Origin of the sequence: Streptomyces sp. NPDC001401 (assembly GCF_042895385.1) — a bacterium.
Lineage (GTDB): Bacteria > Actinomycetota > Actinomycetes > Streptomycetales > Streptomycetaceae > Streptomyces.
The window spans coordinates 1-19047 of sequence record NZ_JBIAWI010000015.1 but is presented as its reverse complement, the minus strand read 5'-3'; the positions used below and the strand labels follow the sequence as shown (position 1 = coordinate 19047).

Sequence of the window (19047 nt, the reverse complement as noted above, 5' to 3'; positions counted from 1 at the left end):
CACCCACCCCCACCCCCCTCAGCCCCGGCGGACGGCCACGTCGTTACGTCGTCCGCCGCCGCCTGGCCCCCGGCCGCCGCTCGCTGGGCCGAGTAACCGGATCCCCGGCATCCAGCGCCGCAGCCCGCCTCCGCAACCCGAAGTCGGCAAGAGCCTCCGCCAGCTTGTGAACCGACGGCTCCGGAGCCATCACATCCACCCGCAGCCCATGCTCCTCAGCAGTCTTGGCGGTAGCCGGCCCAATACACGCGATCACCGTCACGTTGTGCGGCTTGCCCGCAATACCCACCAGGTTCCGCACAGTGGACGACGAAGTGAAGAGCACCGCATCGAACCCACCCCCCTTGATCGCCTCCCGCGTCTCCGCCGGCGGCGGCGAGGCCCGCACGGTCCGATAGGCCGTGACGTCGTCGACCTCCCACCCGAGCTCGATCAGCCCGGCGACAAGGGTCTCCGTGGCGATGTCGGCCCGCGGCAGGAACACCCGGTCGATCGGATCGAACACCGGGTCGTACGGCGGCCAGTCCTCAAGCAGCCCCGCAGCCGACTGCTCCCCACTGGGCACCAGATCCGGCTTCACACCAAACGCAACCAGCGCCTTGGCGGTCTGCTCCCCGACCGCGGCGACCTTGATCCCCGCGAAAGCCCGGGCATCAAGCCCGTACTCCTCGAACTTCTCCCGAACCGCCTTCACCGCGTTGACCGAGGTGAACGCGATCCACTCGTACCGCCCGGTGACGAGCCCCTTCACGGCCCGCTCCATCTGCTGGGGCGTCCGCGGCGGCTCGACGGCAATGGTCGGCACCTCGTGCGGTACGGCCCCGTAGGACCGCAGTTGGTCGGAGAGCGACGCCGCCTGCTCCTTCGTACGCGGCACGAGGACCTTCCAGCCGAACAGCGGCTTGGACTCGAACCACGACAGCCGGTCGCGCTGGGCGGCGGCGGAACGCTCACCGACCACGGCTATCACCGGCCGCCCGCCCTCGGGCGAGGGCAGCACCTTGGCCTGCTTCAGCGTCTGGGCGATGGTCCCCAGCGTCGCCGTCCAGGTCCGCTGACGAGTGGTCGTACCGGCCACCGTCACGGTGATCGGCGTGTCCGGCTTACGGCCGGCCGACACCAGCTCACCCGCGGCCGCACCCACGGAGTCGAGCGTCGTCGACACGACCACCGTCCCGTCGGAGACACCCACCTCCGTCCAGCACCGGTCCGAGGCGGTACGGGCGTCCACGAACCGCACGTCCGCGCCCTCGGCGTCGCGCAGCGGGACACCGGCGTACGCAGGCACGCCGACGGCCGCGGCGATACCGGGCACGACCTCGAAAGGCACGCCCGCGGCGGCGCAGGCGAGCATCTCCTCGGCGGCGTACGCATCGAGTCCGGGGTCCCCGGACACCGCACGGACGACCCGCCTGCCGCTGCGTGCGGCCTCCATGACAAGATGTGCGGCATCCCGTACCGCGGGGACCCCAGCGGTTGTTGACGAGCTGTCAACAACCGCGAGCTGAGGTGTGCCCGTGCCCGGAAGCGGGTCCGACGAAGGACCCCCGTCCGTGTGCACTTCGGCGACACCTTGTCTGGCGTGCTGACGCACCACGTCGAGCACGTCGTGCTCGGCGACGAGGACGTCCGCGTTCGCCAGCGCCTCCACGGCGCGCAGAGTCAGCAGTCCCGGATCCCCGGGTCCGGCACCGAGGAAGGTGACGTGACCGTGTTCAAGGCCGGCGGGAAGGGTGGTGGGGCTCAATGTGCTCGCTCCCCCATCAGACCGGCCGCGCCCTGGGCAAGCATCTCGGCAGCGAGTTCACGGCCGAGCGCCATTGCTTGGTCGTACGTCTCGGGCACGGGACCGGTGGTGGACAGCTGCACCGTACGAGAGCCGTCGGTCGTGCCGACGACGCCCCGCAGGCGCATTTCTCTGACAATCTGCCCGTCGGCCAGCAGGTCGGCCAGCGCGCCCACAGGGGCGCTGCAGCCGGCCTCCAGGGCGGCGAGCAGTGACCGCTCGGCAGTCACGGCGACCCGCGTGGACGGGTCGTCGAGCTCACCGAGCGCTGCGATCAGTTCCGCGTTGTCCGCGGCACACTCGATCGCCAGTGCCCCCTGGCCGGGGGCGGGCAGAACCGTGTCTATCGACAGGAAGTCGGTGACCTCGTCGATGCGGCCGATCCGGCTGAGGCCGGCGGCGGCCAGGACGACGGCGTCCAGCTCGCCGTCACGGACGTATCCGATCCGGGTGTCTACGTTGCCCCGGATCGGCACGGTCTCGATGTCCAGCCCGTGGCTGCGCGCGTACGCGTTCAGCTGCGCCATGCGGCGCGGCGAGCCGGTGCCGATCCTCGCCCCGCGGGGCAGGTCGGTGAACTTCAGCGCGTCCCGGGCGACGATCACGTCGCGGGGGTCCTCGCGCAGCGGGACGGCGGCGAGCGCCAGCTCCTCGGGCTGCGCGGTGGGCAGGTCCTTGAGCGAATGAACCGCGAAGTCGACCTCACCCCGCAGCAGCGCGTCGCGCAGCGCCGTGACGAACACTCCCGTGCCGCCGATCTGCGCGAGGTGCTCACGCGACGTGTCGCCGTACGTGGTGATCTCGACGAGCTCCACGGGCCGTCCGGTCACCTGGCTCACGGCGTCCGCCACTTGCCCGGACTGGGCCATGGCGAGTCTGCTTCGCCTCGTCCCCAGTCTCAATGCCTTGCTACTCATGCCGGCCCTCGGTTCTTGCTGTTCTCAGATTCATCGTCGGCGCCCTCGGCCCGGGAGACGGCGGCCACCGCTTCCTGGTCGAGGTCGAACAGGGTCCTCAGGGCATCCGCGTACCCCGCACCACCCGGTTCGGCCGCGAGCTGCTTGACCCGTACGGTCGGCGCGTGCAGCAGCTTGTCGACGACGCGCTTGACGGTCTGCGTGATCTCGCTGCGGTGCTTGTCGTCGAGCGCGGGCAGCCGCCCCTCGAGCCGCGCGATCTCACTCGCGACGACATCGGCGGCCATGGTGCGCAGGGCGACCACGGTGGGCGTGATGTGCGCGGCCCTGAGCGCCGCCCCGAAGGCAGCGACCTCGTCGGCCACGATCCGCCGCACCTGGTCCACGTCGGCCGCCATCGGAGCGTCCGCGGAGGCCTCGGCGAGCGACTCGATGTCGACGAGCCGCACCCCGGTCAGCCGGTGCACAGCCGCGTCGATGTCGCGGGGCATCGCCAGGTCGAGGAGGAACAGGACGGGCGCGGGACGCGGAGCCTCGACGACCGGCTCGGGCTTACGGCGCTCCGGAATCCGCCCGACCGTGGCGACGGTGGCGGCGAGCGCCGTGATCAGCTCGGCATCGGCCTCGGGCGCCGGGCGGGCGGCCTCGCGGCGGTCGACGGTGCCGTTGTCCACCCAGGCGGCGTGCTGCTCCAGGGTCGCCGCATCCATCCCGGCGACCGCGGCCTCACCCGCCACGGAGAAGCCTTGCTGCACGGCGGAGAGGTCGAGCGGACAGTTCTCGTCGGAGCCGAGTCCGGTGCCCGACTCCGTCACGCCGCGGGCAATCGTGCCGCCCAGGGCGGCTCCCGACCCGAAGACGGGCGGCACCCCGCCGGCGCCGGGCTGCGCGACCGTCCCCCGGCCCGCCCCGACGTCCGGCGCGCCATCGGCCAGACGGCCCTGCACCGCCGTAGCGACCGCCTCACCCGTCAGCACGAGACCGGTCGCGCCGGTACAGGACACCACAACATCGGCACGTGTCAGCTCGCCCGGCACCGCATCCATCGGTACCGCGCGGGCCAGCACGTCCGCGTCGTCGCCGTCATTCAAGATCTCGACGAGCCGCTCGGCACGATCCGGCGTCCGGTTCGCGATCACGATCTCGCCGACCCCGGCCCGCGCGAGCGTGGCGGCGGCCAGCGAGGACATCGACCCGGCCCCGATGACCAGCGCCTTCTTGCCGCGGGCCCAGTCCTGCACATCCCCACCCGCGGCCAGCTGCTCCAGCCCGAAGGTGACCAGAGATTGCCCGGCCCGGTCGATCCCGGTCTCGGAGTGGGCGCGCTTGCCGACCCGCAACGCCTGCTGGAACAGGTCGTTCAGCAGCCGTCCGGCGCTGTGCAGGTCCTGCGCCTTGGCCAGCGAGTCCTTGATCTGCCCGAGAATCTGCCCTTCCCCGACGACCATGGAGTCGAGCCCGCAGGCCACGGAGAACAGATGGTGAACCGCCCGGTCCTCGTAGTGGACGTACAGATAGGGCGTGAGCTCGTCCAGTCCCACCCCGCTGTGCTGGGCGAGCAGCGTGGACAGCTCGGCGACACCGGCGTGGAACTTGTCGACGTCGGCGTACAGCTCGATGCGGTTGCAGGTCGCGAGCACCGCGGCCTCGGTGGCGGGCTCCGCGGCGACCGTGTCCTGCAGCAGCTTGATCTGGGCGTCCGCGTTCAGCGCGGCCCGCTCCAGGACGCTGACCGGGGCGCTGCGGTGGCTCAGCCCGACGACGAGGAGACTCATGCCGGCATCACGGCGGGTACGTCCCCGTCGGGCCCCTGCTCGGCGGACTCCTGGCGGGCGGCGGCGACCGGCCCCGAGCCGTCGGGCCCCGCGGCCTCGGCCTCTTCGCCGGCCTTGCGCTGCTCGTGGAAGGCGAGGATCTGCAGCTCGATCGACAGATCCACCTTGCGTACGTCGACGCCGTCCGGGACGGACAGCACGGTCGGCGCGAAGTTCAGAATGGAGGTGACCCCGGCGGCCACGAGCCGGTCACAGACCTGCTGGGCGGCACCGGCGGGAGTGGCGATGACGCCGATGCTCACCCCGTTGTCCTCGATGATCTTTTCCAGGTCATCGGTGTGCTGCACGGGGATTCCCGCAACCGGCTTCCCGGCCATCGCCGGATCGGCGTCTATGAGAGCCGCGACCCGGAACCCACGGGAGGCGAACCCGCCGTAATTGGCCAGAGCGGCGCCGAGGTTACCGATACCGACGATCACAACCGGCCAGTCCTGGGTGAGCCCCAGCTCACGCGAGATCTGGTAGACGAGATACTCGACGTCGTACCCGACACCACGAGTCCCGTACGAACCCAGATACGAAAAATCCTTGCGCAGCTTGGCGGAGTTGACGCCTGCGGCAGCAGCCAGCTCCTCGGACGAAACCGTGGGTACCGAGCGCTCCGACAGTGCGGTCAGGGCGCGGAGGTACAGCGGAAGCCTGGCGACGGTGGCCTCGGGAATCCCTCGGCTACGGGTCGCCGGTCGGTGAGTTCGGCCAGTTGCCACGGTGCTCCTGCGGGTAGAGCGGGGCTGTAGGCGGTCACACGTACCCAGACCGCCCCGTCGACAGCAGGCTATGTCTTTGTGAACGCGTGCACAAAGATGGTGTCCGATTTGCCCGGCCAACGTGACCGGGGTCACGCGCCCCCGGCGCACTGATGCAGAACCGGCGCACAAGCACCACCGCTCCCTGTCCTCTGGGGGCAAAACCGCACACTCTCCTCTTACGATCCCCGCCCCCGAGACCAGTCGCCGTCGATCCTAAGCGACGTTCCGGACGACTTGGACTACTCAGTCAGTGCCTTGCGCAACCGCTGCTCGTCCACGCGCCAGAAGGTGTGCTGCCGGCCGTCGACGAGAACAACGGGAATCTGCTCCCAATACTGGTCATGGAGCTGCCGATCCAGGGAGATGTCCTTCGCCTCCCACTCCACCCCCACCTCCCCGCACACCTTCTCCACCACAACCTGTGCGTCATCACACAGATGGCACCCGGGCTTACGAATGAGAGTGACGATCCGGCCCTGACCGTCCTGGGCCTTACGTCGGAAGAGGGGACTCATGTCAGCCATTCTCGCGCGCCCGAGCAGTGGCGGCACACCCGTGAAAACGCCAATGAACGGGCGGGTCAGATCAGTTCTTTAACGACACGGTCGCGGAGAGTTCACAGCGTTCAAACCTCTCGCGTCTGGAGGCACCGAACAAACTGGCTATGCTCACGGGCATGGCCGCTCTCGGATGGCTCACTCCCCGTAGGCGCTCCGCCACGGCGCGGAGCGTGTTGGCAGGCGAGGCCTCGGCGGAGGCAGCGCGCAAGTCCTCGCAGGACGTCCCCCCGGAGGAACCGGAGTTCCCCGTGCTCGGCGACGACAAGGCTGCCGCCTTCTTCGACCTCGACAACACCGTGATGCAGGGCGCTGCCCTCTTCCACTTCGGCCGAGGCCTCTACAAGCGCAAGTTCTTCGAGACCCGCGACCTGGCCAAGTTCGCCTGGCAGCAGGCGTGGTTCCGGCTCGCCGGTGTCGAGGACCCGGAACACATGCAGGAGGCCCGCGACTCGGCCCTCTCCATCGTGAAGGGCCACCGCGTCGCGGAACTCCAGTCCATCGGCGAGGAGATCTACGACGAGTACATGGCCGAGCGCATCTGGCCGGGCACTCGCGCACTCGCCCAAGCGCACCTGGACGCAGGCCAGAAGGTCTGGCTGGTCACGGCGGCCCCGGTCGAAATCGCCACCGTGATCGCCCGCCGCCTCGGCCTCACCGGCGCCCTGGGCACGGTGGCCGAGTCCGTCGACGGCGTGTACACGGGCAAACTGGTGGGCGAACCCCTGCACGGCCCGGCAAAGGCGGAAGCAGTACGGGCCCTGGCCGCCGCGGAGGGCCTGGACCTGACCCGCTGCGCCGCCTACAGCGACTCCCACAACGACATCCCGATGCTCTCGCTGGTCGGCCACCCCTACGCCATCAACCCCGACACCAAGCTCCGCAAACACGCCCGCACCCGGGACTGGCGCCTGCGCGACTACCGCACCGGCCGCAAGGCAGCCAAGGTAGGCATCCCCGCAGCAGCAGGCGTAGGCGCAGTAGCAGGCGGCACAGCAGCAGCAATCGCCCTCCACAGACGCCGCCGCTAGCGCCTGCCCGGTGCAGCCGCCCCGAGCGGGGCCCGGCGCGTGCATCGACTCCCTCCCCTGCCTTGCACACGACGCCCGGGTCCACCGGGACCGACCAGCCGCGCTGCAAGCCAACCCAAAATCGAATCACAAGAGCAAACACCCCACGCTGCAAGCCAGTCCGGGGCGGCAGCGAACACCGGCGCCCCGCATCCCGACCCCCACTGCGCGCGAATCCGGCCCAACAAACACCCTGCACTGCAAGCCGATCCAGCAGCGAACACGGATCCATAGCGAGCCAGTCCAGACCAAACACCGCCCCGACAGCAAACCCCCCCGCCTGCAAGCAAGTCCGAACCCACACACGACTCCGCTGCCAGCCAGCCCCCAACACCCAAGGCCGACGTCACCGCCTCAACCCCCCACGGAGCGCACCCTCGGAAGGCCGGTCCGCCACTTCAGCCCGCCCGGCGTTAGAGGCCGACGCCGCCGTCCCAATCCCCCACCCACCCGAGGGGCGCACCCTCGGGACGCCGATCCGCCACTTCAGCCCGCCCGGCGTTAGAGGCCGACGCCACCACCCCAACCCCCCACCCACCCGCGGGGCGCACCCTCGGAACGCTGGCCCGCAACTTCAGCCCGTCCGGCGTTTGAGGACGAGGCCGTTCAGGCCGATCGGGGTCCGGGGCGGAGCCCCGGCGGGGTGCAGGGGCAGAGCCCCGCGAGGGGTGCAGGGGACGCAGTCCCCGCCGGGGTGCAGGGGCGGAGCTCCTGGCGGGGTCGAAGGGGCGGCAGCCCCTGGGGACGGGACGGGTAGGGGCGGCGGGGGCGAGAAAACCTCAACACCCGCACCATCCCTGATCACACAGCGACCAGCCCCGCCCCAGACACGCCAATCGCCAGGACATACCCCCACACCCCCCTGTCCAGTCCCATTGGCTGCACACGGCCACAACACGCCCCGTTCCCACTCGAAACACGACCCATTTCGATCAACAACCAGTCACGCTACGGCACTTGATAGGCCGCCAATCGGTTACAGAAGCGACGTAATCGATGATTTGAGCAACTGGGTGTAGCAGCGCCTGCACGAAGCGTTATTCTCCTCAGACGCAAACCGGTACCCCTCCGTCGCTACGACGGGTGAAAGGTCCCGCACTGCACGTGATGGAAGCTCTGCCTCTGGGAGTCCCGTGTACCCACACGTCGGGGTTGACGCCTCGGGCCTGGCTACGCTGCGCGCAACGGTCCACAACCTGTTGCGCGGCTTCGTCCCCACCGCGTACGCCGTCCCCGCCCTAGCCGTAGCCAGCACCCCCGTCGGCCCGTGCTACGCCCTCGCCGACGGCAGCACCGCCGCCGTCGGCAGACGCGGCCGCGCCGCCGGCGCCACCACCACCCGCCGTCCGGCCGCGGACAGCGACAGCGCCCGGATGATGGACCTCGTCGAGCGCGCCCAGGCCGGCGAGGCCGACGCCTTCGGCCGCCTCTACGACCAGTACAGCGACACCGTGTACCGGTACATCTATTACCGCGTCGGCGGCAAAGCCACCGCCGAGGACCTCACCAGCGAGACGTTCCTGCGCGCCCTGCGCCGCATCGGCACCTTCACCTGGCAGGGCCGCGACTTCGGCGCCTGGCTGGTCACCATCGCCCGCAACCTCGTGGCCGACCACTTCAAGTCGAGCCGCTTCCGCCTCGAGGTGACGACCGGCGAGATGCTCGACGCCAACGAGGTGGAGCGCTCCCCCGAGGACTCCGTCCTGGAGTCCCTCTCCAACGCCGCACTGCTCGACGCCGTACGACGGCTCAACCCCCAGCAGCAGGAGTGCGTCACGCTCCGTTTCCTCCAGGGCCTCTCCGTCGCCGAGACCGCCCGCGTGATGGGCAAGAACGAGGGCGCCATCAAGACCCTCCAGTACCGAGCCGTACGCACCCTGGCCCGCCTCCTCCCGGACGACGCCCGCTGACGGAGCGCAGGGAACGCACCCGGCACACACCGAGCCTGACAGAACACACCCCGTACACGCTCGGTGATGTCCAACTAGCTGTCAGTGAAAGTCCGTTGACTTCCCGATCCGATCATCCGTCGTCCGTAACCCAAGTGCCGAGACGCTCGTTGTGCGGGATGCAGGCTCCCTGTGGTCACTCCCTGGCCGTCTCCGATCACTCGATCGTGTGGATGTGGTCAGAGCGTGCAACCCTCAGGACCCCCTGGGGAGTCGACCGTCATCACGAGAGGAGGTGCCGCCAGTGATCGCGAACGTATCGGCACACCGGCGGGCGAACGCCTTCGCCCAGGCCCTGGAGGAGCAGCCGGACCAGGGCACGGCGGCCGAGCAGTCCGACGGACCGGCCCCGGCCCCGGCTGCTGCGGAACAGACCGAGCAGGGCCGCCTGTTGGCCCTGGCGGATGGTCTCGGCGAGTTGCCCAGACCGGAGCTGGACCCCGAAGTCAAGGTCGTCCAGCGGGCGCAGCTGGTGGCCGCGTTCGAGGCCATGGTGCAGGAGGGCGCCGGCGGCGAGGCGGCGGATGCTGCGGTACCTGAGCAGCGCTCCCGTGGCGCGCACCGGGCGAGCCCATTGGGCAAGCTGCGACCGCGGTCACGGCTGACCAAGGGCCTCGCGGCGGGCGGGCTCAGCGTCGGCGTCGCGGCGGGCGCCTTCGGCGGAGTCGCCGCCGCCAGTTCGGACGCCCTGCCCGGTGACTCGCTCTACGGACTCAAACGCGGCATCGAGGACTTCAAGCTCAACTACCTGTCCGACGGGGACGACGAGCGCGGAGTGGCCTACCTCGATCAGGCCTCCACCCGGCTGGCCGAGGCCCGTCGCCTGATGGAGCGTGGCCGCGGCGGCGGCCACCTCGATCACGAGTCCGTAGGCGAGATCCGCCGCACCTTGTCAGGCATGACGCGCGACGCGTCAGAGGGCCACCGGCTGCTGCACGAGGCATATGAGCGCGACCCCAGGTCCCTCGGCCCCATCCAGGCCCTGTCCGCCTTCTCACGCTCGCACCGCGAGGTCTGGGGAGCCCTCCGCCAGAGGCTCCCGGTCCAGCTCGGGGACGTCAGCAGCCAGGTGTCGTCGGTGTTCGCCGCCATAGACGAAGAGGTCGCCCCGCTGCAGTCCCTGCTGCCCCCGTCCCCGGCCCACGGCGGCGGCAACGGCAGGGGACACGGCTCGGGCAAGGCGTCCAAGGGCACATCCGGTTCCGGCCGGGGCTCGACGGCGTCCGGCACCGGCAGCGGCTCCGCCGGCAAGAGCCACTCCAGCAGCCCCAGCCAGTCGGCCGGCTCCACCGGCGAGGGCCTGCTCGGAGGCAGCACCGGCGGCCTGCTCGACCCGCCCAAGGACAGCGGCAGCGCCTCCCCGTCGTCCACCAGCAAGTCTCCGACCACCGAACCGGACGTGACGATCCCACCGCTGCTCCCGGGCCTGCTCCCCGGCCTCGGCATCGAAAGCGGGGAAACCAACCAGTAGCCCGTACGGCAACGGGGGCGCCCTTCTCACAAGGGGCGCCCCCGTCGTCGTACGAAAAAGACTCAGAAGAAGACCGACCGCCGCTGCACCAGCAACTTGGCCCCTCCGCCGTCGGGCAGAGCCGTGAGCCGGCTCAGAAGAACACAGACCTCCGCTGCACCAGCAACTTGTACAACGTGTGCTGAATCTGCTCCCTCACCTGATCCGTCAGGTTGAACATCAGCATCGGGTCCTCCGCGGCCTCCGGCGGATATCCATCCGTCGGGATCGGCTCGCCGAACTGGATCGTCCACTTCGTCGGCAGCGGGACCGCACCGAGCGGGCCCAGCCAGGGGAACGTCGGCGTCAGCGGGAAGTACGGGAAGCCGAGCAGGCGCGCGAGCGTCTTCGCGTTGCCGATCATCGGGTAGATCTCCTCGGCCCCGACGATCGAGCACGGGATGATCGGGGTGCCGTGGCGCAGAGCCGTGGAGACGAAGCCGCCGCGGCCGAAGCGCTGGAGCTTGTAGCGCTCGCCGAAGGGCTTGCCGATGCCCTTGAAGCCCTCCGGCATGACCCCGACCAGCTCGCCCTGGCCCAGCAGCCGTTCGGCGTCCTCCGCACAGGCCAGGGTGTGACCGAGCTTGCGGGCCAGTTCGTTGACCACGGGCAGCATGAAGACGAGGTCCGCCGCGAGCAGGCGCAGATGGCGGCCCGCGGGATGGTTGTCGTGGACGGCGACCTGCATCATCAGGCCGTCCAGCGGCAGCGTCCCGGAGTGGTTGGCGACGATCAGCGCGCCGCCCTCCGACGGGATGTTCTCGACGCCCTTCACCTCGACCCGGAAGTACTTCTCGTACACCGGGCGCAGCAGGGACATCAGGACCTGGTCGGTCAACTCCTCGTCGTAGCCGAAGTCGTCGACCTCGTAGTCGCCGGTGAGGCGGCGGCGCAGGAAGTTCAGGCCGCTCGCGACACGCCGCTCCAGGCCGCCGCCATCCTGCGGCCGCTGGGGCGGCTGTTCCTCATGCGTCACGGGAACATCATCCTGCGCGCGCGCCCTGCTGGGCAGGGGCTGGACCTCGCCGACCAGCGCGGGTTCCGCGGTCTTGCGTCGGCTCCCCGCGCTCCGGCGCCGCGTCGGCCGTTGTACGGCGCCCCCGCGGGACCGGTCGTCGTCGAACGGAATGACCTTGGCATCCGCCATCGTTGATGCGCTCCTCAGTTGGCGCTCTGCGTCGGGGGGTGGCCGCCACCCAGTACGGGCAGCGCGGCGATCCGGTCGACGGCCCCCGCAAGGGCCTCCGGCGGCAGCAGTCCGGGTCCACGGCTGCGTCCGAACTCCGCGAAGGTCTCCGCCGTCGTGTACTTCGGCCGGAATCCGAGCGTCTCCCGCATCTGGTCCGTCGCCACGACCCGGCCGTGGGTGAGCAGCCGGATCTGCTCGGGCGAGAAATCGGTCACTCCCAGCGTACGGACCAGCGAGCCGGCCCAGGTGACGGCCGGCAGCAGCAGGGGCACGGTGGGCTTGCCGAGCCGCCGCGAACACTGCGACAGCAGCAGGACGCCGTCGCCGGCGATGTTGAAGGTGCCGCTGTTGAGCGTGCCCCGCTCCGGATCGTGCGAGGCGATCCGCAGTACCTCGATCACGTCGTCCTCGTGCACGAACTGCAGCCGCGGGTCGTAGCCGAACACGGTCGGCAGGACCGGCAGCGCGAAGTAGGAGGCGAGCGGCGTGTCGGCCGTCGGCCCCAGGATGTTCGCGAACCGCAGCACACACACGGCCACATCGGGCCGCCGCCGCGCGAAGCCCCGTACATACCCCTCGACCTCGACCGTGTCCTTGGCGAAGCCGCCGCTGGGCAGGGACTTGGGCGGGGTCGTCTCGGTGAACACCGCGGGATCACGGGGCGCGGACCCGTACACGTTCGTACTGGACTTCACGACCAGCCGCTTCACGGTCGGCGATTTCTGGCAGGCGCCGAGCAGCTGCATCGTGCCGATGACGTTGGTCTCCTTGATCGCGGCCCGGCTGCCGCTGCCGAGCCCGGTCGCGCTCACATCCATGTGTACGACCGTGTCGGCGCCCGTCTCGGCGAGCACGCGCGCGATGGTGGGCTGCCGGATGTCGGCCTGGATGAAATCGGCACCGCCCAGGTGGTGCTCGGGTGGGACCGCGTCCACGGCGACGACCCGGTCCACCTGCGGGTCACGCTGGATCCGTCGTACGAACCGGCCCCCAAGCCTGCGGGCCACTCCGGTCACGAGCACGACCTTGCCCAAGATCTGCGCCTTCCTTCCAGCCCATTCCGGTATTCGTAGCGTGCCGCGTTCCCCGTGTGCGGCCAACTTAGCGGGTCGATGTTGCGCTGTGATGACCACCCAATGCACGAAGTGACGACATCCACAGACGTACGAACAGACCAAGCCATGTGAAACACGTGCGTACGCACAGGCCTTGTGCGAGGTCCCGTGCGCTTCTGGGAGCTTCTGTGAACTCCAAACGCGTGTGGCCCCCCACCGGTTGCGGTGGGGGGCCACAGAACACGCTCCTGCAGTGTCGCTTACTTCTTGTTGCGACGCTGAACGCGCGTGCGCTTGAGCAGCTTGCGGTGCTTCTTCTTGGCCATCCGCTTGCGCCGCTTCTTGATAACAGAGCCCACGACTACCCTCGCTCACTTCTCATCACTCGGTGCTGGGCGCCATGGGCCCATACGACCTACAAGGGGCCAGCCTACCCGCCCGAGCGCTGAGGTCGTAATCGAGGGTGCCGGGGGAGATCCTGAAGTGCCCTGAGGATCCCCCCGGGATCGCCGTCAGGCGGTTTCCACCCCCACGTAGCTCTCGCGGAGGTACTCGTGAACCGCGTTCTCGGGGACGCGGAAGGACCGCCCCACCCTGATCGCGGGCAGATGACCGCTGTGCACCAGCCGGTACACGGTCATCTTCGACACTCGCATCACCGAGGCGACCTCCGCCACGGTAAGGAACTGAACCTCGCTCAGAGGCCTCTGTTCAGCAGCCATGACACACCTGAACCTTCCGCACTCGACGGCCACCGGCTTCCCCTTCCGGTGACTCTTCGTCGCTGCGTGCTCACTCCCCAATGTAGGGGCGGGTGATGCGAGTGGGGAAGAGGTGCACCCATCGGCGGCCTACTGTGACAGACACGCTCGATTGAGTACGTAGCGGGTAAGCGGCCGGTAGTAATCAGACCGCACGGCGTCATCAAGTGGAACGACGACCGACACGGACCCCTCGGCCTCTCCCACGAAGAGCGCGGGGTCGTCCGTATCGGCAAGACCAATGGCCTCGAACCCCAGCTGACCTGCCCCGCAGACCCAGCCGTGGTCCCCGACGACCAACTCGGGAAGCGGCCCGCCGGCCTCGGCCGCCGCAGCCAGCGCGGTACGAACCGGGAGCGGTGAATGCGTGTGTGCGCCGGTCGCACCACCGGGGCGTGGCGCGCCGGGTTCCCGCACCAGCGCGACTCCTTGTACGTAGTCAAGGTTGTACGTGCGTAGGCCGAACCGGGTCGTTATGTCGACACAGTGACCATGCGCCGGTGTGAGGACGGTACATCCAGCCGCCGACAGTGCGTCCGCCAAGGCGGCGTAGAAGCCGAGCAGGCGGTGCGGGTGGCCGGTGCCGAGGAGTACAGGGGCGCTGCGCTGGGCGGCTGCGGCGAGACGCTCCGCGAAGGCATCCAGAGCGGTCAGAGTCCGCTCCGGATCGATCACATCATGGCCGGAGACATGCCGTGGATCGGCCGAAACCCCACACTTGTCCGCCATCAACTCGATCAGATCCAGCTGCCGCCACGTCCATTCGGGATCGAGCCCGATCAGCACGCGGGGGTCGCGAGCGGCGAACAGCCGATAGCTGCGCAGGCTCTCCTCCCGGGAGGTGGCCACGGGCCCGGCGAGACGGGCGGCCAGGAGATGGGCGCGCAGGGCTCCGGTGCTCAACACGTCTCGATGGTGGCCGACGGGGATGGGGAGGGTCATGCGAACGGGCAAACACCGCACAGTTGGCGTAACGGCACCCGTGACACTGGTGACAGAACAGCGACGGAACGGCCCACAACCGTCGACGGGACTCCCTGGTCTCACTCTGCGTGGACGGCAACGACCAACCGTCCCAAGCACGTTGACCGACATCAGTCGACCGACACAACAGGGGGAACACCATGAACAAGCTGTCCCGTCGCGCCACGACCGCCGCCGCACTCACCGTGCTGGCCCTCGGCGGCACCGTCGCCGCCACCGCTCCGGCCTCCGCGGCCACCACCAAGGCGGCAGCCGCGTCCTACAACGGCGCCTGCGGCACCGGCTACAAGGTCATCGACTCCACTCCGGTGGGCAACTCCGGCAAGGTGTTCCTGACCTGGAACGAGTCGACCGGCAAGAACTGCGCCGTGACCATCCGCAACACCACGGGCGCGAAGATCTACATGTCCGTCGAGCTCAACGCCCTCGTCGGCCACGAGACCACGCCGGTCAGGGACGAAGGCCAGTACACGTCCTACGCCGGTCCCGTCTACGTCGAGGCCCGCGGCCACTGCATCGAGTGGTACGGCGTCATCGGCAACGCCTCGGGCGGCGACTCGGGCCACTGCGGCTGACGCAGGCAAGGGGTGCCGCTGCGACTCCCGTAGCTGCGGGCAGTCGTGCCGCTGGGGCGGCACGGGTGGGCGCAGCGGCACCCCGCACGCACGGGCAAGCGCCCCCCTGCCCAGCCCCCAACGGCGGGCGCCCTACGCCAGCAACCCCCGCAACGGAAACACAGCCCGCCGAGTAGCCAGCACCGCCTGATCGAGCCGATCCGCAGGGTCATACCCCGCATCCCACTCGGCCCAAGACACCGGCCACCGCCCATCAGTCATCCGCGCAGGCGCCAACTGCCGCGTCCGCGCAAACACTTCCTGCCGCCACCCCTCCGGAATCACCGCCTCCGGCGCAATCTCCCGCCCCGCCACAATCCCCACAAGATGCGTCCACGACCGCGGCACAACCTCGACGACCGCGTATCCACCCCCACCCAGCGCAACCCACTTCCCGTCGGCGTACTCATGCGCAAGCTCATGACAGGCGACCTGCACGGCCCGCTGGGCGTCCAACGACACGGCCAGATGCGCGAGCGGATCCTCGAAGTGCGTATCGGCCCCGTGCTGCGTCACCAGCACCTGCGGCCGGAAATCGGCAATCAGTTCCGGTACGACGGCATGGAAGGCCCGCAGCCACCCGGCATCCCCGGTCCCGGCCGGCAGCGCCACATTCACGGCCGACCCCTCAGCGGAGTCGGCCCCCGTCTCCTCCGGCCATCCTGTCTGCGGAAACAACGTCCGCGGATGCTCGTGCAGCGAGATCGTCAGCACCCGCGGATCTTCCCAGAAGGCCGCCTGCACCCCGTCCCCGTGATGCACGTCCACGTCGATGTACGCGACGCGCTCGGCGCCCAGCTCCAGCAGCCGAGCGATCGCCAGCGAGGCATCGTTGTAGATGCAGAACCCCGAGGCACCGCCCGGCATCGCATGATGCAACCCGCCCGCGAAGTTCACCGCGTGCAGCGCGTCCCCGCGCCACACCGCCTCTGCGGCCCCCACCGACTGCCCGGCGATCAGCGCGGACACCTCGTGCATCCCGGCGAAGGCGGGATCGTCCATGGTCCCCAGCCCGTACGCCGCGTCCGCCGTCTCCGGATCCGCCGAAGCCGCCTTCACCGCGTCGACGTAGTCCTCCCGGTGGACGAGCCGCAGGGTCGACTCCCCGGCGGACTTCGCCGCTACCACCTCGATGTCCTTGTCGAGCCCGAAAGCATCGACAAGACGCCTGGTCAGGGCGAGCCGGACCGGATCCATCGGATGGTCCGGACCGAAGTCATAGCCCGTTACTGCCTCGTCCCACATCAGCTGTGCGCGGCCACTCATGCCCGCCACCGTATCGGTCCGGTTGAGGAGCGAACGACCGGGCGTACACGAGGGTCACCAGCACCAACACCATCGGCACGAGCATGGCCCAGCGATAGCTCCACGCGTCCCCCAGCGCCCCCACCAACGGCGAGCCGATCAGAAAACCGACGTAGTTGAAGACATTGAGCCGCGCGACCGCTGCATCCGACGCCCCCGGGAACAACCGCCCGGCCGCCGCAAAGGTCTGCGGCACCAGCACGCACAACCCCAGCCCCAGCAGCGTGAACCCGAGCATCCCCACCCAGGCCCCAGGCGCGACGGCCACCACCGCGAACCCCACCGCCGCCACCAGCGCCCCCAGCCGTACGACCGCCACGGCCCCGAACCGCCGCACACCGGAGTCCCCCAGCGTCCGCCCCAGCAGCGTGGTCACCATGTAGACGTTGTACGGCACGGTCGACAGCTGCTCCGAGCTCCCGAGCACGTCCTTCAGATACTTGGCGCTCCAGTTGGAGACGGTCGAGTCCCCGATGTACGCGAAGGTCATGACAAGACACAGCGGCAGCAGCAACTTGAAGACGACGGACTGCCCCTGCCTCTCTCCCTCTTCCGCCTCTTCCGGTACGTCGGCGGAGGCGCCTCCACCGACGTACCACCGACTCCCGACCAGCGTGGCCGGCAACAGCACCGCGACGACCGGCAGATACGACACCCACAGCGCGAGATGCCAGTGCGCACCGGCCCACGCCAGCGAGGCCCCCACGATCCCGCCCAGGCTGAACGCCGCATGGAAACTGAGCATGATGCTGCGGCCGTACGCCCTCTGCAGGCTCACCCCGAGCATGTTCATCGAGGCGTCGAGCCCGCCCACGGCGAGCCCGAAGGCGCCCAGCGCGATCCCCAGCTCGGCCAGGTGCTCCCCGGACCCGACGCCGAGGAGCGCCAGCAGCACGACGGGCTGCAGGCACCGCAGCAGCAGACCGGGCCGTATCCGCTTCACCAGCTGCTCGGTCGTCACACTCCCGACGCCGGCCAGGATCGGTACGGCGGCCAGGAAGACGGGCAGCAGTGCGTCGGAGACCCCGTACCGGTCCTGAATGGCCGGGATGCGGGTCACCAGAAGGGCAAAGGTGGCGCCCTGGGCAAAGAAGCTGAACGCCAAAGAGGCCCTACCGCGCCGCAGCACATCTGTCATGGCGGCGAGCGTAGGGCCCCGGACTACCTGTGGGTAGATCAAGCCAAAGATGAATTTTCCTCAGCTTTACCTTCGAGCGCTTCAGGCGGCCACAGCCACCTCGGCCTTCACCGTCTCCTCGGCCGCCTCGACCTCCGCGGCGAGCATCCGCTCCATGGGCCCGGCGGCGAGCGCACCGCCGACCACGATCCCGATCCCGACCGCCGCCATCAGAACGACCGACCCGAGCCACACCATGGTGTCCACGGGCACGGTGTACGCCCCCACGATCCGCGCGACGCACTCCCCGAGCAGCACCGCACCCCACACCAACGAGAAGACCCGCTCCCTGCGCCGGAAGTCCGCCGACCGGGCCGCGGTCCCGTCGATCAGCCGCCCCCAGGCCGCTTCCTTGGCCGCGTCCTTGACCAGGAAGGGCTTGAGCCCCGCGGTCATCATCGGCCGTCCCAGCATCACCGACACCAGGATCCCGATCCCGACGGTGCTGCTGACCCCGCTGTCCTTGGCGAGCATCAACCGCGGATCACCGGAGACGAAGCTGAGCGCCAGCGAAACCACGTTCACGACGAGGATGAGAGCAGCGAGTCCGTTGGTCTTCCGCTCCTTGACCGCGCACCACCCGGTCCGCAGGGCCGGCACCACGCTGCTCCAGGCGAGCGCCGCGAAGGTGCTCATCCCGAAGCCGTCCTTGAACAGGTAGTACGAACCGAGGGGCACCGCCACATCCATGAGCAGGGGGGCGAAGTTGTTCTTGGTGCTCGTCTGCGTGCTCGTCTTCGTCGTCATGCCCTCAGCTTGCCGTCCGGCACCCGATCGCCAGTAGAAACGATCGTCCGGAGCTCGGCATGACAAATGTCAGACCAGCAGGTCAGCCAACTCCCCCATGTTCGAGAAGAGTTGAGTCGCCCCTACGAGCCTCTCGGCAGGCGACATGGCGGTGAACCCGAAGACATCCATCCCGGCCGCAACAGCCGCCTGCACCCCCAACGGACTGTCCTCGACCACCACACACCGCTCCGGTACGACCCCCATCCGCTCGGCGGCGTAGAGGAAAAGGTCCGGCGCCGGCTTCCCCCGCCCCACATCCTGCGAACTGAAGATCCGCCCGTCATCGAACCACCGGTCCAGCCCGGTCTTCCGATGCCCCACCCGAATCCGCTCATGACTCCCGGAGGACGCGACACAGTACGGCACCCCGTCAGCAGCCAGCTTCTCCACGACACCGACGGCCCCGGCAACCGGCTCCAACTCCCGCTCGAACGCGGCAAACACGCGCGCATGGAAGACGTCGTCGAAGTCGTCCGGAAGCCTCTGCCCGGTTCGCTCCTGGATCAGGTCATGGATCCGGTGCATGGCAGCGCCCATGTAGTCGCGAAGAGAGTCCTCGTAGGAGGTCGGATGCCCCAGCTCGGTGAGACAGGCGGCCAGGAGCCGGTTGGAGATCGGCTCGCTGTCGACAAGGACGCCGTCATTGTCGAAGATCACGAGGTCATAGCGCATACCCCGAGCCTAAACGCAGAAAACCCCCGTGCTGAATGGCACGGGGGTTTTCTCACAATTTGTTCGGCGGCGTCCTACTCTCCCACAGGGTCCCCCCTGCAGTACCATCGGCGCTGTAAGGCTTAGCT

At 69.3% G+C, this 19047-nt stretch carries 18 protein-coding genes; 4 read left to right on the top strand and 14 right to left on the bottom strand.

Annotated elements, in window-relative coordinates; translation table 11 throughout:
* Positions 1–43: 43 nt before the first annotated feature.
* From ACFY10_RS37725 to ACFY10_RS37705, 5 genes are all read right to left on the bottom strand, one after another.
* Positions 44–1747 (bottom strand): uroporphyrinogen-III synthase, encoded by a 1704-nt coding sequence (locus ACFY10_RS37725; protein ID WP_390669800.1) that lies wholly within the window; start codon positions 1745–1747, stop codon positions 44–46.
* Positions 1744–2703: a hydroxymethylbilane synthase gene (gene hemC / locus ACFY10_RS37720; RefSeq protein ID WP_390669799.1), complete on the bottom strand. Its 960-nt coding sequence runs from the start codon at positions 2701–2703 to the stop codon at positions 1744–1746. Before hemC ends, ACFY10_RS37725 begins: the two co-directional genes overlap by 4 nt.
* Complete coding sequence (locus tag ACFY10_RS37715; RefSeq protein WP_390669798.1) at positions 2700–4478, bottom strand: glutamyl-tRNA reductase; 1779 nt, start codon at positions 4476–4478, stop codon at positions 2700–2702. Before ACFY10_RS37715 ends, hemC begins: the two co-directional genes overlap by 4 nt.
* Positions 4475–5245: a redox-sensing transcriptional repressor Rex gene (locus tag ACFY10_RS37710; RefSeq protein WP_389088843.1), complete on the bottom strand. Its 771-nt coding sequence runs from the start codon at positions 5243–5245 to the stop codon at positions 4475–4477. The genes ACFY10_RS37715 and ACFY10_RS37710 overlap by 4 nt, the downstream gene beginning before the upstream one ends.
* A gap of 281 nt (positions 5246–5526) precedes the next feature.
* Positions 5527–5811 carry a glutaredoxin family protein gene (locus ACFY10_RS37705; protein WP_390669797.1) on the bottom strand — a complete coding sequence of 95 codons (285 nt, stop codon included), beginning with the start codon at positions 5809–5811 and terminating at the stop codon, positions 5527–5529.
* Between the two features lie 152 nt (positions 5812–5963).
* Between ACFY10_RS37705 and ACFY10_RS37700 the strand changes: the two genes are divergently transcribed.
* The 3 genes from ACFY10_RS37700 to ACFY10_RS37690 all read left to right on the top strand — a co-directional run bounded on the left by ACFY10_RS37700 (position 5964) and on the right by ACFY10_RS37690 (position 10334).
* Positions 5964–6875, top strand: coding sequence for an HAD family hydrolase (locus ACFY10_RS37700; protein ID WP_390669796.1), 912 nt, complete (start codon positions 5964–5966; stop codon positions 6873–6875).
* Positions 6876–8047: 1172 nt separating this feature from the next.
* On the top strand, positions 8048–8824 hold the full coding sequence (locus ACFY10_RS37695) for an ECF subfamily RNA polymerase sigma factor, BldN family (protein ID WP_390669795.1): 777 nt from the start codon (positions 8048–8050) through the stop codon (positions 8822–8824).
* Positions 8825–9107: 283 nt separating this feature from the next.
* Positions 9108–10334, top strand: a complete 1227-nt coding sequence (locus ACFY10_RS37690) for a DUF5667 domain-containing protein (protein ID WP_390669793.1) — start codon at positions 9108–9110, stop codon at positions 10332–10334.
* Between the two features lie 133 nt (positions 10335–10467).
* On the opposite strand, the gene ACFY10_RS37685 is transcribed toward ACFY10_RS37690, so the two are convergent.
* The 5 genes from ACFY10_RS37685 to ACFY10_RS37665 form a co-directional block, all read right to left on the bottom strand.
* Positions 10468–11520, bottom strand: a complete 1053-nt coding sequence (locus tag ACFY10_RS37685; RefSeq protein ID WP_390669792.1) for a lysophospholipid acyltransferase family protein — start codon at positions 11518–11520, stop codon at positions 10468–10470.
* A 14-nt stretch (positions 11521–11534) separates the two neighbouring features.
* Complete coding sequence (locus tag ACFY10_RS37680) at positions 11535–12596, bottom strand: NAD-dependent epimerase/dehydratase family protein (protein WP_390669791.1); 1062 nt, start codon at positions 12594–12596, stop codon at positions 11535–11537.
* Between the two features lie 281 nt (positions 12597–12877).
* Complete coding sequence (locus ACFY10_RS37675) at positions 12878–12976, bottom strand: 30S ribosomal protein bS22 (RefSeq protein WP_003948845.1); 99 nt, start codon at positions 12974–12976, stop codon at positions 12878–12880.
* 153 nt (positions 12977–13129) lie between these two features.
* Entirely contained in the window at positions 13130–13339 is a 210-nt protein-coding gene (locus tag ACFY10_RS37670) for a helix-turn-helix domain-containing protein (RefSeq protein ID WP_016437488.1), read from the bottom strand.
* Positions 13340–13468: 129 nt separating this feature from the next.
* Entirely contained in the window at positions 13469–14284 is an 816-nt protein-coding gene (locus tag ACFY10_RS37665; protein WP_390669790.1) for a phosphatase, read from the bottom strand.
* Between the two features lie 218 nt (positions 14285–14502).
* Between ACFY10_RS37665 and ACFY10_RS37660 the strand changes: the two genes are divergently transcribed.
* Complete coding sequence (locus ACFY10_RS37660; protein ID WP_390669789.1) at positions 14503–14937, top strand: spore-associated protein A; 435 nt, start codon at positions 14503–14505, stop codon at positions 14935–14937.
* A 132-nt stretch (positions 14938–15069) separates the two neighbouring features.
* Here ACFY10_RS37660 and ACFY10_RS37655 read toward each other — a convergent pair whose 3' ends face one another.
* The 4 genes from ACFY10_RS37655 to ACFY10_RS37640 all read right to left on the bottom strand — a co-directional run bounded on the left by ACFY10_RS37655 (position 15070) and on the right by ACFY10_RS37640 (position 18919).
* A complete protein-coding gene (locus ACFY10_RS37655) occupies positions 15070–16242 on the bottom strand; it encodes an acetoin utilization protein AcuC (RefSeq protein WP_390669787.1) in 1173 nt (390 codons plus the stop codon).
* Entirely contained in the window at positions 16193–17419 is a 1227-nt protein-coding gene (locus tag ACFY10_RS37650; RefSeq protein WP_390669786.1) for an MFS transporter, read from the bottom strand. Before ACFY10_RS37650 ends, ACFY10_RS37655 begins: the two co-directional genes overlap by 50 nt.
* An 81-nt stretch (positions 17420–17500) precedes the next feature.
* Complete coding sequence (locus ACFY10_RS37645; protein WP_390669785.1) at positions 17501–18205, bottom strand: VC0807 family protein; 705 nt, start codon at positions 18203–18205, stop codon at positions 17501–17503.
* A 69-nt stretch (positions 18206–18274) separates the two neighbouring features.
* Positions 18275–18919: an HAD family hydrolase gene (locus ACFY10_RS37640; protein WP_390669784.1), complete on the bottom strand. Its 645-nt coding sequence runs from the start codon at positions 18917–18919 to the stop codon at positions 18275–18277.
* Positions 18920–19047: the final 128 nt, after the last annotated feature.